The organism is Caulobacter sp. GW822-FHT01G02, from assembly GCF_058802865.1.
On record NZ_JBXAON010000011.1, the window covers coordinates 59,440 to 75,461 of the forward strand.

A 16,022-nucleotide genomic window follows, 5' to 3' on the forward strand; every position below is an offset into this window, starting at 1 on the left:
CGATGCTCAGCGCCATCGTCCGTTGGTGCCTGGAAAGGCCGCGTCTGGTCGCGCTCGGCGCGGCCCTGCTGCTGATCTATGGCGGCGTGGTTCTCACCCACGCCAAGTTTGACGTCTTCCCCGAGTTCGTCCCCGCCCAGGCCGAGATCTCGACCGAGGCGCCCGGTTTGACCGCACAGCAGGTCGAGCAGTTGGTCACTCGGCCCGTCGAGCAGGCCGTCAACGGCGCCTCGGGCGTCGAGACCGTGCGCTCGGAGTCCCAGCAGGGCCTGTCTTCGGTCAGTGTCGTCTTCAAGGAAGGCTCCGATCCTTACCGGGCCCGCCAGGTGGTGGCCGAGGCGCTGGGCGAAGTCGCCGGCAGCCTGCCGGCGGGCGTGGCCGCGCCCAAGGTCGCGCCACTGACCTCCTCGACCATGGACCTCTTGAAGATCGGCTTCACCTCCGAGCGCTTGTCGCCGATGGAACTTCGCGATCTGGTCCAGTGGACGATCCGACCGCGCCTGCTGGCGGCCGCCGGCGTGGCTCGCGCCACGGTCTATGGCGGCGAGGCCCGCCGCTTCGAAGTCCGCGCCCGACCGGACGACCTGGCGGCCCGCGACCTGTCGCTGTCGGACCTTGTCACGGCCGTCAAGGCGGCGACCGGCGTTAGCGGCGGCGGCTTCATCGACACGCCTGAGCAGCGAATCCTTATCGACGCGCGGGGCCAGGCCCTGACTCCCGCCGACATCGGCGCCGCTCCGATCCCGAGTTCCGCCGCTGGCGCGCCGGTCCGTATCAGCGACGTCGCCGACGTGGTCGACGCCCCAGCGCCGGACGTCGGCGAGGCGGTGATCATGGGCAAGCCTGGCGTGCTGATCAGCCTGTCCAGCCAGTACGGGGCCAACACCCTGGACGCCACCCACGCCGTCGAGGCGGCGATGGAAGAGCTGAAGCCGGCCCTCGACAGCCAGGGCGTCAAGGTGTTCGCCGACCTGCACCGGCCGGCCAACTTCATCTCCGCCGCGCTCGGCGGCATCACCGAGGATCTGGTGATCGGCGCGGTGCTGATCGCGCTGGTCCTCCTACTGTTCATGCGCAATCTGCGCGCGGTGCTGGTCTCGTTCATCTCGATACCGCTGTCGCTGCTGACGGCGGTGATCGTGCTGGACGCCCTGGGCTGGACCATCAACACCATGACCCTGGGCGGCCTGGCCGTGGCGCTGGGCGTGGTCGTCGACGACGCCGTCATCGATGTCGAGAACATCGTCCGCCGCCTGCGCGGGCGCGGCGAGGCGCCTGCCGTGGAGGTCGTGCTCGGCGCCTCGCTTGAGGTGCGCGCGCCAGTCATCTACGCCACGGTCGTGGTCGCCTTGGTGCTGGCGCCGGTGCTGATGCTGGGCGGTCTGCAGGGGGCATTCTTCTCGCCCCTCGCGGCGGCCTTCATCCTGGCGACGGCCGCGTCCCTGGCCGTGGCCGTGGTCGTCACCCCGCCGCTGGCCCTGCTGTTGCTGGGTAACGCCCATGTTCCTGAGGAGCCGCAGGCGCTTGAGCGGGCCAAGGTCTGGCACGAGGGCGTCCTGGTCCGCGCCAGCGGCCGGCCGGGCCTGGCCGTCATCGGGGTCATCGCCGCCGCGGCGGTCACCGGCGCCGGCTTTATGCTGTTCAATTCCGAGCTGCTGCCCAATTTCCGCGAAGGCCACTTCGTGCTCGGCGTCGCCGGTCCTCCGGGAACCTCCCTGGGCGTCATGCGCAAGTACGGGGAGGGGATCACCCGTGACCTCCTGGCCGTCGACGGCGTCCAGAGTGTCGAGCAGCAGATCGGCCGCGCCTCGGGCGGCGAGGACGCCTTCGGGACCGAGCGCAGCGAATTCCACGTCGAACTGAAACCCAAGCTTTCCGGCAAGGATCAGGACCGTGTTCAGGAGGAGATCCACAAGGTCCTCGACAGCTATCCGGGCCTGGAGACCGAGGTGCTGACCTTCTTAGGGGATCGCATCGGCGAGTCCCTGTCGGGCGAGACTGCGTCCCTGGCCGTTGGCGTCTACGGCGCCGATCTCGACACGCTGGACAAGACCGCCGCCGACATCGCCGCGGTGATGGAGAAGGTCCCTGGCGCGACCGATGTGAAGATCCAGATTCCGCCCAGCACGCCCGTGGTCCGCGTCGATCTCCACCTGCCGAGCCTGGCCCGCTATGGCCTCGCCCCGGCCGAGGTTCTGGACGCGATCCAGACGGCCTATCAGGGCGCGGTGGCGGCTCAGGTGTACCAAGAGAGCCGCGCGCTCGACATCGCCGTGACGACGCCGCCGGAGGTTCGCCAGGACCCCGAGGCCGTGGGCGAGCTGCTGATCCGCGCCCAAGGCGGCCAGGTCGTGGCGCTGAAGGACATCGCCAAGGTCTGGCTGACCGATGGCCGCACCAGCATCGCCCACGAGGGCGGGCGACCGCGCCAGGTGGTGACGGCCAATCCCGCGCCCAAGGACGCCGCCAAGGTGACCAAGGCCGTGCAGGACGCCATCGCCAAATCGGTGAAGCTGCCGCCCGGCGTCTACCTCGACTATGCCGGGACGGCCGAGGGCGCGGCCAACGCCCAGCGCCAGCTATTGTTTAATGTCGCCATCGCCGTGATCGGCGTGGTGGCGGTGCTGCTGATCACTTTCCGCAGCGGCCGGTCTGTTGGCCTGATCCTGGCCTCGGCGCCGTTCGCCCTGGTCGGCGGGGTCGTCGCCGTAGCTCTGACAGGCGCTAGCCTGTCCCTAGGCTCGCTGGTCGGCTTCGTGACCTTGTTCGGGGTGGCGGCGCGTAACGCCATCCTGCTGGTGTCGCACCTGGACCATCTGGTGCTCGTCGAGGGCGAGGCCTGGTCGCTGGGCGCCATCGCCCGGGCGACGCGCGAGCGGGTGACGCCGATCCTGATGACCGCTCTGGTCACCGCCCTGGGCGTCCTGCCGTTGGCGATCCAGACCGGGCAGGCAGGCCGCGAGATTCAGGGACCGATGGCTATTGTCATCCTGGGCGGTCTGATCACCTCGACCATCGCCAGCCTCGTCGTCCTGCCCAGCCTGATCTGGCGCTTTGGCCGGCCTCCGGTGTCGGGCGCTCCCGCCTGACCGCCCAGCCAGTTCCTCCCTCCTGGCTGCGACCCGGCGCGCGCTGAGCCCAAGCGCGCGCCGGGCTAGCGGATCTCATTCGCCGTTCAAAAGGGCGATCCACGCTGCTGATCAACAAAGGTCGCACGCACCTTCTGACCTGGTTTGAGGTCTTCAAGCGTGATGACCATCCGGCTTGGGCGACTTCAGCCAGGTTCCAAGCAATCGCGACGAACGATCCCTCCGCGCGCCGTGAGGCCAGCGCCGACCCCTCGGCGAAAACGCGACGTTCTCCTAAGAGCATCTATCGGGGTTTGGCGATCTCGAATGGGGCGATGCTCGAGAGCAGCGGATCGTCGAGGGCGGTGGCGTCGTCTTCGCGTAGCAGGGTGACGATGCGCAGCGGACGGACGGCGGTTTCGCGTGTGAGCGAGCCGACATAGACGTCCGAACGACGGCCTGACGGCCAGAGCCGCAGGATGCGTCGGTCATCCGCCGACGCGCCTGGGGCGACGAGCGTCAGCATGGCCGGACGGCCTTCGTGCAAGACGTTGGGCGGCGGCAGGCGATGCAGATCGGCGCGGCCGTCGAGGGCGGCCAGGCCGCCTCGCCAGGACCAGCGGGGAGCGGTGCGCCACCCCCTCGCTCGAAGCCGCGCCTCCAGCGCGCCGGGCTGGGCCCGCCAAAGCGCCACGAAGGGCTCTTCGGGCTGGCCTAGAAGGTCGATGCGGCGGGCGGGGATCGCCGCGCCGGTCAGATTGGCTGCGCCTCGCGGCGCCGGCCCCAATTGTAGATAGGGGGCGTAGAGAGCCTCGGCCTTGTTGTAAGCGCGAGGTCCAAGAGAGCCGGCGACCAGGAACAGCGCGGTTACGAACGCCACGCCATCCTGCCAAGGCGGCATGTCCGCCGAGGGCTTGGCGTCGCTGGCAGCGAGGGCAATGGCCAGGCTCGCCAGCGCGCCACCGAGCGCCATGCCGGCGATCACGTCCGAGGGCCAATGAGCGCCGAGATAGACCCTTGAGACGGCCGTCAGTAGGATCGCGGCGAGCGCCGGCAGCCAGATGAGTGGGCGCCAGCGTCGTTCGAAGGCGCGGGACGCCATCCACGCCAGGCTCAGATAGAAGGCGGCGGCCGAAGTGGCATGGCCGCTCGGAAAGCTATAGGCTTCCGCGCCTGAATAGAGCGTCGAGGGGCGCGCCACATGGAAAACGGTCTTGAAGGCGGGCGTGGCGAGGGCCGCGCCGGTCATGACCAGCGCCAGCGCGAGCGCCCAGCGCCAGCGGCGTTGGTAGAGGAGGTAGAGCGTCGCCAAGACCGTCGCGGCGGTGCGCTGGCCGCCGTCGCCTAGCGCCGAGGCCGTCATCATCAGGGCGTCCAGCCATGGGGTGCGCAGGCCGTAGAGCAGATTGGCGATGGCGACGTCAGCCCGGACGATCGGGCGCTGGCTGACAACGTCAGCGCCCAAGTTCAAAACGTAGACGATCAGCAGGATGCAGGCGCAAACCCCAGCCGAGCGCCAGCGGACCAAAGCATGCTCCGGCCCGAGGACCAGGCGCGCCAGCCTCGCTCGCCAAACCGGCGCGCCAGGGGCGCGGGCGAGCGCGCGGGAGGCCATCGCGCCAGCATGAGCGGCCAGGCGATCGACGAGCCGCGTCAGGCGACGCAAAAGGAAGAGCGCGGCGACCAGGGCCGCCATCGCCAGGATAAGGATGATCGCCGCGCCGCCGCCGACCGAGCGGGCGGTCAGGCCGGCCGCCGCGCCAGGCAAGATGAAGGCCGGCGACCACAGCAGGACCGAGGCGATGTTGACGAGGTGGAAACGCCGGGCTTGCAGCCCGAATGCGCCCGCGATCATCGGAACCATGGGGCGCATGACGGGTAAGAAACGTCCTATGGCGACGCTAGCCGCCCCGTGGCGTTGAAAGAGCGCTTGACCCGCCGCCAGGATTTTGGGTCGAGCCAGCAGGAAGGCGTTTTGGTTGAGGCGGCCGCATTGGGCACGCCCGGTCTCGTAGGAGATCCACGCTCCCAGCGTCGCGCCGAGGGCGGCGGCGGCCAGGATCTCCCACAGTGGGGCGCCGTGCATCGCCGCAGCCGCGCCCAGGCCTAGCAGCAGAGAGGTGCCGGGGACGAACAGCCCTACGAACGGCAAACTTTCCAGGAACGCGATGACGAAGGCGAAGACCGGCGCCCAAGCGATGTGGCGCCGGATGACGCCCGCGATGAGGTCGAGCCCGTCGCTCACGACGTCGCTGAGGTCGACATCTGGCGACGAGCATAGGGTATGGGCATCAGGGTCTCCACGCACGGGCGAATCCGCGCGCGCAAAGCATGCGGTCCGCCAGCTTGGCGGCCGGTGACCGAATCTATACAAATCCCCAAGATTTCGTGGGGGCGTAGCAAGCCGCGTTTCCGAGCAATCGGAAGTCGATCAGGCTTAATTCTCTAGACCGGACCGATAATTTTGCGGTCTCCCTGGCATCGAGTCAATCGCCACGAACATTGAGATATCTCAATCTTGCGAGTGATGCTCTTGGTCATCTGAAATCTGGTTTCAGAACAACGGCATCCGTCACTGATGTGAAAATGTAGTCGTTTGGACATCAAGTCTTCACACGCCAAGCCGCGCCTAGCCGACTAATCGGCCGCCGAACCCGACCGGAGCGCTTCCTTTGGCTCCGATCGTGAGCGAGCGGGGATAAGCCGATGACGAAGCTCTCGAAGGCGCGCCTGGAGGCCCTGGCCTCGCCATCGAGCGCGAGATCTTGGGGCTTTCGCCTGCGGAGCGAAAGGAGGTCCGGCAAGCGCGCAGCAAGCCCTTGGTCGCCGAATTGGAGGCTTGGCTGCACGAAACGCGCGGCAAGCTCACCCGCGCCCACGACCTGGCCAAGGCCATCCATTACATGCTGCGCCGCTGGCCCTCGTTCATCCGCTTCCTCGACGACGGCCGCATTTGCCTCAGCAACAACGCCGCTGAGCGCGCTCTGCGCGGCATCGCCCTGGGCCGCAAGTCTTGGCTGTTCTGCGGCTCGGATCGTGGCGGCCAGCGCGCGGCGATCCTCTACAGCCTGATCGTCACGGCCAAGATGAATGACGTCGATCCGCAGGCTTGGCTCGCCGACGTCCTGGCTCGCATCGCCGGGCATCCCGCTCAGCAGATCAACGAGCTCCTGCCGTGGAACTGGCGCGCCGCAGCCGCGCCCGCCCAGGCGGCCTGACACTCCGCAGGGAACGTCCGGATATCGGCGGGGACCTTACTTCGTGTGCCGACCCTTGTCGGACATCCGAACCAAGCTGGTTTCGTGCAGAGCGGGTGTGTTTTGGGACCGTGCGACGGCGCGTCCGAAACCTTCGCGGAAAATGTCGCAACCCACCGCCACTCAAGCTTGACAGCGTCTCGGGCGCCACCTCTAGGTTGCTTGAATTTTGCAGCCTTCCGGGTGAGACGCGGCGATGAGAGTTTTGCTTGGCCAGTCGGGCCTCGCCGTTGTTTTTGCCGCCCAGCCCGTTCTAGCCCAAGTCCCCACGCCGCCTGCGCCGGCCAACAAGATCGACGGAGTCGTCATCTCCGCGCCCTCGCAAGCGGGTGTGCAGACCCGGATCGATCGTCGGAGCTACAGCCTTTCCGACGACCTGCAGGCCAAGGCGGGTTCGATTGGCGATGCGCTGGGCAATCTGCCGTCGGTCGAGGTCGATCCTGAGGGGAAGCTCTCGCTGCGCGGCGACCCCAACGTCACCATCCTGGTCGATGGCAAGCCCTCGGGCCTGTTCAAGGGCGCGGGTCGCGCCGCCGCCCTGCAACAGCTGCCCGCCGACCGGTACGCGCGGGTGGAGATCATCACCAACCCATCGGCCGCCTTCGACGCCAACGGCTCGGGCGGGGTCATCAACCTGATCAGCAAGAAGGCCAAGGGCGCGGGGATCACCGGCGCGCTGCAGGCCAATGTCGGCGACCAGGGTCTGGCGAACGGCGCTGGGAACCTGGGCTACAATTCCGGCAAGCTGTCGCTGAACGGTGACCTTTCCGTCCGGCGAAACATTCTCAAGAAAAGGACTCGCGAGCACCGCGAACTGTCTGGCGATGTCGAGAGCGACGGCGTCTACCAGGGGCGTACATCCGCCTATTTCGGCAACCTCCATCTGTCGGCCGAATACGAGGCCGGCGAGCGCACCCAGCTTTCCGCCGACGCCCACCACCTTCGGCTCGACTGGGTCACCCATGAGGCAGACGCCTTCGATATCCGCTCCCCGGGGCGCGAGACCTCGTCCACCCGCGTCGGCCGCAAGACCTATCGGGTCTATGACGACGAGGTCGAGACTCAGCTGGTGCGCAAGTTCGCCGGCGAGGATCACGACCTGACGCTGGACCTTGATCACAGCGCGACAATCAACAAGGACCGTCAGCCCTACGCCTACCTAGGCGGCGCACCGGCATCGGGCGCATATCAGGCCAGAGACTTCGACCAGCACCAGACCCTGACACGGCTTTCCGCCGACTACCGCAAACCCTTGCCGAAGGACACCAAGTTGACGGCTGGCGTCCAGGTCGAGGACGACGGCTATCTCTATGAGAACAGCGGCGCGCGCGGAGGCGACGCGGCGACGGCCCGACCGGACCCCAGCCTGACGAACCGTTTCCACTACGGCCAGGTGGTCTCGGCGGCCTATGCGACGCTGGAGCGGCCGTTCGGCAAGCTGACCGCGCTGATGGGACTGCGCGTCGAGAGCGCGCGCATCAAGACCGAGCAGCTGACTTTGGGCGGAACGCATCGCGACACCGACACTCGCGCCTTTCCGTCACTGCACCTCAGCTACGCCCTCGACGATCACCGCCAGCTGAAGGGGTCTTACACGCAACGCATCGAGCGGCCCGATCCCGATGATCTGAACCCTTTCCCCAACACCGCCGGCGCGCTGACGGTCACGGCCGGCAACCCGGCCCTGAAACCGGAGGAAACCCGTGGCATCGAGACTTCATACGAGTATCGCGACGGCCCGGCCTATCGCCTGGCGACAGTGTTCTACCGGGACATCCGCGACACGGTCACCGACATTGTCACGCCGTTGGAAGGCGGGACCTTGCTGTCGACCAGGCAGAACCTGGGCCTTAAGCGGAACGTCGGTCTGGAGCTGTCGGCGGGGGGACGACTGACCTCGAAGCTGACTTATACAGCCAGCACGACGGCGACCTATTCCGAGATCGAAGCCGAGGGCTTGACCGGCGCGAAGACCCGTTCGGCGCTGTTGGTAGGCGGCAAGGGTTCGCTGAACTGCCAGATCACCCCCGCCGATCTCTTCCAGCTGAATGCCCAGCTCCACGCAAAGCGCCTGACGCCGCAAGGCTATGCCCCGGCCTACAGCACGCTGAACCTGGGCTTTCGCCACAAGATCGACGAGCGCCTGTCGCTGGTCGCCACCGCGCGCGATGTGCTCAACAGCAGCCAGGCACGCGAATACGTTACGCAGCCTGGCTTGAGGCAGAGCGTGGAGTACGACAGCAATTCGCGCCGATTCACGCTGGGGCTAAGCTACGCCTTCGGTGGCAAGCTTAAGAAGCCGTCCAACTTCGACTATGGCGGCTGACCTAGCCAACATGGCTCTTTAAGCCCGGATGACCGCTTCCCACCCCGCCCGGAACTTGATGACGTCCGCTAATCGGACCTAGGCCACCGCGGTTCTCACCGGATGCGTACCAGGCAGCAAGCCAAGTCCTGTTTTGACTCTTGGCGGACCTTCGGAAGGTCTGCTCTGCGGCCGCATCTATGCAGATCCCGTCGCAGCCAAGACTCGATCGTTTGAAACACGAATGTGTGTGATGGGAGGCGCTTGGCTCGGCGCGTTGTGGAGGCTCAGAGCCGGTGGCCGTTCCACTTGGCCATTCGGTCTTTGTACCGCTGGGCGGAAGTCAGATTGTCCTCGCGGTCATTTTCTTCTTCTAACTGCTCCGCCCAAAGAAGGATCATGGAGTATCCGTTCTGCTGGAACGCCACCTGCTCGCAGAGCAGTGGCATGGGCTGGCCCCATTCAGTCTCCAGCCAGAACTGAGCCTGCGCTTCCACCATCTCGGAGGCTTTGCCGAGCGCTGGTTTCAGCCGATGGAACAGAGACGATCGTGGGACCTCGTGGCCCTTCTCGACGCAGAGGGCGGGAAAGCGCTGGAGGGGGCGATAGATGCGCTCGATCCTGCCGTGACGGGCGACGACGATGGCGACGCTCTCGGCGTGATAGTCCACGAAGGATCGCGCCGCAGCCTCCTTGCTGACGAGGTACTCGCGCGCGAGGTCGGTGATCTGGTCGAGGGACGGATTGTCAAACGGCGTTGAAAATTGACCCCCTATCGGCGTCCAAAATTGACCCCTCTGTTGGTTGTCCTGGGCTGGCGGCGAGGCGCGTAGCCATCAGCTAGCGCAGCGCGTCGCCGCAGGGTGAGCTGCGTGAGATTCAGCTGCCCGGAGGGGGTCTGGGGGAGGTTGAATAGATTGTGGATCAAGCCCTGGTCTTGAGGCGCCAGCTGTCGTTTCCGGTCTCGACGATGTCGCAGTGATGGGTCAGGCGGTCGAGAAGGGCCGTGGTCATCTTGGCGTCGCCGAAGACGGTGGGCCATTCGCCGAAGGTCAGGTTGGTGGTGATGATCACCGATGTGCGCTCATAGAGCTTGCTGATCAGATGGAAGAGGCGTTGGCCGCCGGACTGGGCGAAGGGCAGATAGCCCAGCTCGTCGAGGACGACGAGGTCCAGGCGTGAGAGCTGGGCGGCCAGAGCGCCGGAGCGGCCCTGACGGGCTTCCTCCTCGAGCCGGTTCACCAGATCGACGGTGTTGAAGTAGCGCCCGCGCGCCCCGGCCCGCACCACGTTGGCGGTGATGGCGATGGCCAGGTGGGTCTTACCGGTGCCCGTTCCGCCGATCAGGACGATGTTGCGGTGATCGGCCAGGAATGAGCCGCCATGCAGGGCATGCACGAGGCTCTCGTTGATGGGCGAGCCCTCGAAGTTGAAGCGCGCCAGATCCTTCATCGCCGGCAGCTTGGCGGCGGTGATCCGATATCGGATGGAGGCGGCCTGACGATGGGCGGCCTCGGCCTTCACCAGATCGGCCAGGATCTCCATGGCGGTGCGCTTGCGCTGCAAGCCCGTGGTGACGGCGTCGTCGAAGGCGCCGGCCATGCCCTTGAGGCCCAGCTCGCCCAGCGCCTGGATCATCTCATGCCGCTGCACGGGAGCCTCGCAGCAGGTCGTAGCGCGCGCAGTCGGCGATGGGCGGATGGCTCAGGGCCAGGGCCTGGGAAGTGGTGATCGCCTCGGGCCGGGGCGGTTCGCGCCGGCGGGCCAGGATGTTGAGGATTACCTCGTCGCTGGCGACGCCGGCGTCGAGCGCCTCCTGGACGGCCTGGTCGACAGCGTCGAGCCCATCGTCCAGCACCGCCGCCAGCACCCGGACGAAGCGCCGATCGGCCTCGTCGCCCGAGCCCAGCCGCTTGCGCAGCCTGTTGAAGGCGGGCGGCAGCGCCCATTCCTGGAATGGCGCGCCGTTGCGCAGCGCCCCGGGCTTGCGAGCCAGGACGGGCAGGTAGTGCCAGGGATCGTAGACAGTATGGTCACGGCCAAAGCCGCGCGGGTGATCGGCCACCACCTCGCCGTCGCACAGCACCATGATCCGGTCGGCGTAGGCGCGGATCTGGACGGCTCGTCGCGCGGCCTTGGCCTGCACCGAGTAGCGGTTGCGGTCGAAGGTGATCAGGCAGGTGGCCTGGGCGACGGCCTCGATCTGGTGGAAGCCGTCGAAGGGACCTGCGAAGGGCGCCAGGAACGGCCGTTCAGCCTCGTAGACGTCCCAGACGACGCGGTCTCGGTGCTCGGGATGGCGATCATTGCGCGCCCGGCGCACGCACTCGGCCTCCAGCCAGCCGTTGAGCTCCTCCAGGCTATGGAAGCGCAGGCGCGGCTTGAAGATGTTGTCACGGGCGTAGCCGACCTGGTTCTCAACCTGGCCCTTCTCCCAGCCCGAGGCCGGTGTGCAGGCCACCGGCTCGATCAGGTAGTGCGAGCACATCTGCTCGAAGCGCCGGTTGAAGCGGCGGGTCTTACCGGTGAACACCGCTTCAACGGCGGTCTTCATGTTGTCGTAGATGCCCCTTCGGGTGACGCCGCCGAACGCCTGGAAGGCCCGGGCATGGGCGTCGAACACCATCTCCTGGGTCTCGCGCGGATAGGCCCGGATGTAGAAGCGGCGGCTATGGCAGAGGCGCACGTGGGCGACCTTCACCGTCAGAGGCGTGCCGCCGATCTCGACCTGCTCGTGGCTCCAGTCGAACTGATAGGCGTCGCCCGGCGCGAAGCTCAACGGCACGAAGGCCTCGACCGCAGAGCTCACGCCTCGGCGCTGAACCGACCAGCGCCCCGCATAGCGCCGCACCGCGTCGTAACCGCCGTCATAGCCCTCCCGGCGCAGCAGATCGCTGATCCGCATCAGCGTCAGCCGATCCTTGCGAGCGCCGGACGCATTGGCCTCCAGTAGCGCCTCCAGCCGCTCGATGAACGGCCCCAGCTTCGGGTGCGGCTGCTCGCGGCGCTCGTACTCCAGCGAGGTCGCTCCCGACCTCAAAACCTTGCGCACCGTGTTGCGCGCCAGGCCCATCTCCCGCGCGATCGTCTTCACGCCCTTGCCCCGCGCGAAGTGCTCGCGCCGGATCTTCGCCACCGTCTCCACTACCAACATCCCCGTCTCGATCCGCGGCTACACAAGCCGCCGATCTGGCCATCAAAGCCTCAAGGACAGGGGGTCATTTTTGGACGCCGATATCCCCGAGATGGGGGTCACTTTTGCAAGCCGAAACACACGCATGGGATGTTGAGACTGATCGAAGACCCCGAAGCGAAGGCGGCGGCGCAGGCGGAACTCGAGGCGCGGATTCGTGAACGGCTCGCCGATCAGGGCGTACGGAACATCGGCTTTCCAAGCGGCAACACTGACGAGGTCGTCTACGCCGAAGGCGCGGGTGGTCTCTGGGCGGCGTTCACTCCGCTGAAAGCCGCCGCCGTGCCTCGGCAGTGGAATGCCTTCGGTCTCTACGACCCTTCGCTGCACGCCCAGATGATCACGGTCGAGATCAACGTGCCCACCGCGGATAACTCGGCTCGGGTGGCCGGCTTCTACGCTCGCGACCCGCAGACCGACCGGGTCTATCTGATGCACGACGGCAGTGTTGGTGGAGGTCGCCCCGGCGTCGGCCGCGACGCTTTCCTCTCCTGGACAAGGGCGACCACGGTCGATGTAGTCAGAAGCGACGGGGTGGTGCGGTCCGGGGTTGTCGTCGGGGCGGTCGAGGTGGACGACTTCGTCTCGCATCTCCGACGCTTCGTGATGCGGGTGCGCCGGTTCAAGGCCGCCGTCGCGGCGGGCGCGCTCGACACCGTCGAGGCGGCGGAAGCGATCGCCGAGTGGGAAGCCTTCAACAGCGAGAGCTCGGGTCGACGTCGAGGCCGGCGAAGAGCTGATCTCGACTACGTCTCCTATCATGGCGATGTGGTCGACGCGCTCCAGCGGGAACGCAGCAGTCGGCTTCGGGCCGACGAAAGGATACTCAACAACCGACTGATCGACCTCTACGTACGCCGTGGCAGGGATATGACCGAGATCTACGAGGTTAAGACCGGCGTCGACCGTCAGGCCATTTATACCGGCATGGGCCAGTTGCTGACCCATTCGACCGGGGCTCCGTCTAGTGTCAAACGCACGCTGGTGCTTCCTGAAGGCGATCTGCCACGAGACATCCGAGAGGCGCTGCTGGCCCTTGGCATCGAGCTGCGGCGGTTCACGATCAGGGGCGGAGATGCGCCCGAGGTCGTCCTGTCCGCGTCAGGCCAGACGTGAATTCGAGCGCAGTACGCCCGAGTAGCATAGCGTCTGAACGTCGCCTTTCTGCAGGCGTGCCAATGTCCGTTCTTGGCGCGAGGCGGACGTCTCGGCGCGGCGCTCAGGTGAGCAGGTGCTTGACTCGAGGGCCACGCTTGCGCCCCTTGTCCCTCCTAGAGAGCCTATGGAGTACAATAGCGTACTCGTAGTTATCGGTTTCATCCGACAAGGCGCGCCACTCCGGTACACGAGAAGGAATTGCGAGCGCCGCAGCCTTCACGCCGTTCGAAGCCGCCAGGGATCGAAACAGTTCGACCTGGCAGCCGGCGACTTCCAACTCCACCTTCGACTTGATCTCGACGCGCTGGGCGATGGCGCGCAGGATTTCACGGCGGAACGTGCCGTCCTCATTCCGCAGCGCCTTCCGAGTCGCCTCCGCGAATTGCGTCAGTAGCTGAGGCGTGATGATCGGGCCGAGGCGGTCGATAGCGCGCTCGGCGCGGTCGGCGTCCGCACTGGCGGTGTCGCGTTGCTTTTTGAGTTCCTGCATCTGATCCTTGAGGTCGGGATCGGAGGCTTCGATGGCGCCCATAGCGATCGCGTCCAGCAACCGCTTCAGACGAGCCTGGGCCTCCGTGGCGCGCTTGCGCAGCTCACCGACATGCTTGTGGCGGCGCTCGACCCATTCGTGACGGCGGTCGATGATGTTCGCCATCAAGCCCTTGAGGTGCTTGGGGTCGAGCAGACGATTTTCGAGATAGTGGACGACCGCGGCGTCGACCAGGTCCATGCGCACCGTCAGGCCGCCGCAACTGCTCGGTCCAGTGCGCGCGCGGCTGGCGCAGGTATAGTAGCGGTAGCGCCCGTTCTGACCGGTGCGCAGCGTCATGGTCCCGCCGCAGATCCCGCAGTGGCAAATGCCCGCCAACAAGATCGGACTGCCGGCGAAATTGCCGCCCTCGGTCCTGGAGTTGCGCCGGTTCATCAGCTGCTGGACCGTGTCGAAGGTCTCGCGGTCGATGATGGCCGGCACGGCCATGACCACGTGCTCGGACTCGTCCTTCTGCTCCCCGCTCTTATAGACGCGCGTGTTGAACCGATGCTCCCCGACATAGGTCGTGCGCGTCAGGACGCCGTAGACGGATGAAATCCCCCAGCGGCCGCCGTCGCGGGTTCTGAGGCCGTTGGCGTTGAGGTGGTTGACGATGGCCTTGACGCCCATCGGCCCGCTCTGGCCATCGCCCATCAACGCCAGGCGAAACACCAGGCGGACACACTCGGCCTTTTGAGGGTCGATCTCGAGCTTGCGCTTGGTCTTCGTGCCGCGCTGTTCGGCATCCACAACGCGGTAGCCAAGCGGCGGGTGAGATCCGTTCCAGAACCCCTGGCGGGCATTCTCTTTCATCGCCCGCAGGGTGTGCTTTGCGTTCTCGCGCGACTGGTACTCGTCGAACAGCGCCATGATCTGGCGCATCATCAAGCCCATGGGATCATCGCCCAGCTCTTGAGTGATCGACACCAGCCGCACGCCGTTGCGCGCGAGTTTTCGCGTGTAGAACTCAAACAGGAACTGATCGCGGAAGAAGCGCGAAAACGAGTGGACGAGAATGGTGTCGAAGGTCGGCGGCTTGGTCAGGCCCGCGTCGATCATCGCCTGGAACGCCGGCCGCTTGTCGTCCGTCGCGGTATTGCCAGGTTCGACGAACTCCACATCGACCGCCCAGCCCTTGGCCTGGGCATAGGCTTCCAGCTGGCGGCGCTGGTCGGGGATCGAAAGATCGCTGTCGGCCTGGCGTCCGGTGGACACCCGCAAATAGAGCGCCACGCGCCCCCGGCCGCTAGTCGTAGTGCTGCTTTGACGCGCCATCGAACGAACTCCTGATCACGGCAAGGCCCCCAACAGTTCGTCAAGGACCTCGGCCATCATGGTCTCGACGACCCGAAGCTCCTGCTCGGTCACGGGCAGGACGCTCGGCCAGTCGCCGACTTCAATGACGGAGACGTTTCGCAGGCGGGGTTGGGACATCCGCGGTCCCGGCTTTTTTCGCGTTCGAGTTTTTGGGCGCGACCGGGCCATGGCCCAGCGTTCGAACAAGGCGATTTCTATGACAATGGGAGGGAGATCAGGGGCAAAGCAACGGGCGGCAAGAGAAATGCGCGGCGGACGCCGCTCCAGAGACCAGCCTCACTGGTCTCTGGCCTCGATCGTGTTTAGCCGTTGACGGCGTCCTTCAGTTGCTTGGCCGGCGTGAAGGCGACCTTCTTGCTGGCGGCGATCTCAATCGTCGCGCCCGTCGAGGGATTGCGGCCGGTACGGGCGGGCTTGGCCTGGACCTTGAACTTGCCAAAGCCCGGGATCGAGACTTCCTCGCCCTTCACGGCGGCGTCGGTCAGCGCCTTGAAGACGCCGTCGATCATGGCCTTGGCCTGGGTCTTGGTGAGCTTGGGCTCGGCGGCCACGGCGGCGTCGACGAGGTCTGAAACGTTCATGGAAAAGCTCCTGCGGTGTTGGGCCGGCCAAACTGGCCGCGCGGCGCTGATTTGTCATCCTGGATCGAGCGCGGTCGCCGACCTGGAGCAAACCGGGGACGACTAATCCAGGTCGAGCGCGCGTCCGCCGTAGATCGATGCGGGATCGGCGCCGTCGCGGATCGCGATGCGGTTGCGAATGCCCTGGGCCATCTTCTCGTCGAGCTTGGGCGTGTTCCAGCGGGCCGCGCCGCCCAGCTGGATCGGCTGGTCGGGGAAGCTGAGGAAGGTGAAGACGCGATTGGTCACCTCGATCATCCAGGCCTTCATCTCGGCGTCGGAAATGCGCGACGCCTCCAGGTAGGGGATTTCCCCTGCGGGGCTGACGATCTTCACGTCGCTGAAGTCGCCGGCCGGGCTGACGACCTCGCGACCGGCGTGCCAATCCTCGATCTTGGTGTTGCGCACGCAGGTCTCGACCAGGGCCAGCGTCGCGCGGGTCAGGGCGCGGCGTTCGATTTCAGTCCACGGGGCATCGGTCATCGGGAAATCCTCGCCAGGGCAGCCCTGTTGTCCGGCAGTCCGGCCTCGACGTCAAAGCCGCCGGGCAAGGTGAGGCGCCTCGCGTCACG

At 66.4% G+C, this 16,022-nt stretch carries 11 protein-coding genes and 1 pseudogene; 4 read left to right on the top strand and 8 right to left on the bottom strand.

What is annotated here, in order from left to right; genetic code table 11:
- Positions 1-2 precede the first annotated feature (2 nt).
- Positions 3-3,089, top strand: coding sequence for an efflux RND transporter permease subunit (locus tag AC1RNC_RS24670; RefSeq protein ID WP_492888647.1), 3,087 nt, complete (start codon positions 3-5; stop codon positions 3,087-3,089).
- A 283-nt stretch (positions 3,090-3,372) separates the two neighbouring features.
- Here the strand turns inward: AC1RNC_RS24670 and AC1RNC_RS24675 are convergent, their stop codons facing one another.
- Positions 3,373-5,313, bottom strand: coding sequence for a bifunctional DedA family/phosphatase PAP2 family protein (locus AC1RNC_RS24675; RefSeq protein ID WP_492888648.1), 1,941 nt, complete (start codon positions 5,311-5,313; stop codon positions 3,373-3,375).
- Positions 5,314-5,818: 505 nt separating this feature from the next.
- Here AC1RNC_RS24675 and AC1RNC_RS24680 point away from each other — a divergent pair.
- Positions 5,819-6,286, top strand: a pseudogene (locus tag AC1RNC_RS24680) (IS66 family transposase); the annotation flags it as partial.
- Between the two features lie 235 nt (positions 6,287-6,521).
- Positions 6,522-8,651 (top strand): outer membrane beta-barrel family protein, encoded by a 2,130-nt coding sequence (locus AC1RNC_RS24685; RefSeq protein WP_099503459.1) that lies wholly within the window; start codon positions 6,522-6,524, stop codon positions 8,649-8,651.
- A gap of 266 nt (positions 8,652-8,917) precedes the next feature.
- Here AC1RNC_RS24685 and AC1RNC_RS24690 read toward each other — a convergent pair whose 3' ends face one another.
- The 3 genes from AC1RNC_RS24690 to istA form a co-directional block, all read right to left on the bottom strand.
- Positions 8,918-9,301 (bottom strand): hypothetical protein, encoded by a 384-nt coding sequence (locus tag AC1RNC_RS24690; protein ID WP_492888649.1) that lies wholly within the window; start codon positions 9,299-9,301, stop codon positions 8,918-8,920.
- 253 nt (positions 9,302-9,554) lie between these two features.
- Complete coding sequence (gene istB / locus AC1RNC_RS24695) at positions 9,555-10,283, bottom strand: IS21-like element helper ATPase IstB (protein WP_492888650.1); 729 nt, start codon at positions 10,281-10,283, stop codon at positions 9,555-9,557.
- Positions 10,270-11,784, bottom strand: coding sequence for an IS21 family transposase (gene istA, locus AC1RNC_RS24700; RefSeq protein WP_492888651.1), 1,515 nt, complete (start codon positions 11,782-11,784; stop codon positions 10,270-10,272). Before istA ends, istB begins: the two co-directional genes overlap by 14 nt.
- 129 nt (positions 11,785-11,913) lie before the next feature.
- Here istA and AC1RNC_RS24705 point away from each other — a divergent pair, with 129 nt between their 5' ends.
- Positions 11,914-12,939 (top strand): hypothetical protein, encoded by a 1,026-nt coding sequence (locus AC1RNC_RS24705; protein ID WP_492888652.1) that lies wholly within the window; start codon positions 11,914-11,916, stop codon positions 12,937-12,939.
- Between the two features lie 103 nt (positions 12,940-13,042).
- On the opposite strand, the gene AC1RNC_RS24710 is transcribed toward AC1RNC_RS24705, so the two are convergent.
- The 4 genes from AC1RNC_RS24710 to AC1RNC_RS24725 all read right to left on the bottom strand — a co-directional run bounded on the left by AC1RNC_RS24710 (position 13,043) and on the right by AC1RNC_RS24725 (position 15,933).
- The gene (locus AC1RNC_RS24710) at positions 13,043-14,788 is read right to left on the bottom strand and encodes a recombinase family protein (RefSeq protein ID WP_492888653.1); all 1,746 of its coding nucleotides are present in this window, start codon (positions 14,786-14,788) and stop codon (positions 13,043-13,045) included.
- Positions 14,789-14,803: 15 nt separating this feature from the next.
- Positions 14,804-14,947, bottom strand: a complete 144-nt coding sequence (locus AC1RNC_RS24715; RefSeq protein ID WP_492888654.1) for a hypothetical protein — start codon at positions 14,945-14,947, stop codon at positions 14,804-14,806.
- 185 nt (positions 14,948-15,132) lie between these two features.
- Complete coding sequence (locus AC1RNC_RS24720; protein WP_492888676.1) at positions 15,133-15,462, bottom strand: HU family DNA-binding protein; 330 nt, start codon at positions 15,460-15,462, stop codon at positions 15,133-15,135.
- Positions 15,463-15,513: 51 nt separating this feature from the next.
- Positions 15,514-15,933: a hypothetical protein gene (locus AC1RNC_RS24725; protein WP_492888655.1), complete on the bottom strand. Its 420-nt coding sequence runs from the start codon at positions 15,931-15,933 to the stop codon at positions 15,514-15,516.
- Between the last annotated feature and the right edge of the window lie 89 nt (positions 15,934-16,022).

Coding starts and splice junctions, on each gene's coding strand:
- AC1RNC_RS24705 (WP_492888652.1), top strand. CDS start 11,914: ATGTTGAGACTGATCGAAGACCCCGAAGCGAAGGCGGCGGCGCAGGCG.
- istA (WP_492888651.1), bottom strand. CDS start 11,784: ATGTTGGTAGTGGAGACGGTGGCGAAGATCCGGCGCGAGCACTTCGCG.
- AC1RNC_RS24715 (WP_492888654.1), bottom strand. CDS start 14,947: ATGTCCCAACCCCGCCTGCGAAACGTCTCCGTCATTGAAGTCGGCGAC.
- AC1RNC_RS24685 (WP_099503459.1), top strand. CDS start 6,522: ATGAGAGTTTTGCTTGGCCAGTCGGGCCTCGCCGTTGTTTTTGCCGCC.
- AC1RNC_RS24710 (WP_492888653.1), bottom strand. CDS start 14,788: ATGGCGCGTCAAAGCAGCACTACGACTAGCGGCCGGGGGCGCGTGGCG.
- AC1RNC_RS24725 (WP_492888655.1), bottom strand. CDS start 15,933: ATGACCGATGCCCCGTGGACTGAAATCGAACGCCGCGCCCTGACCCGC.
- AC1RNC_RS24670 (WP_492888647.1), top strand. CDS start 3: ATGCTCAGCGCCATCGTCCGTTGGTGCCTGGAAAGGCCGCGTCTGGTC.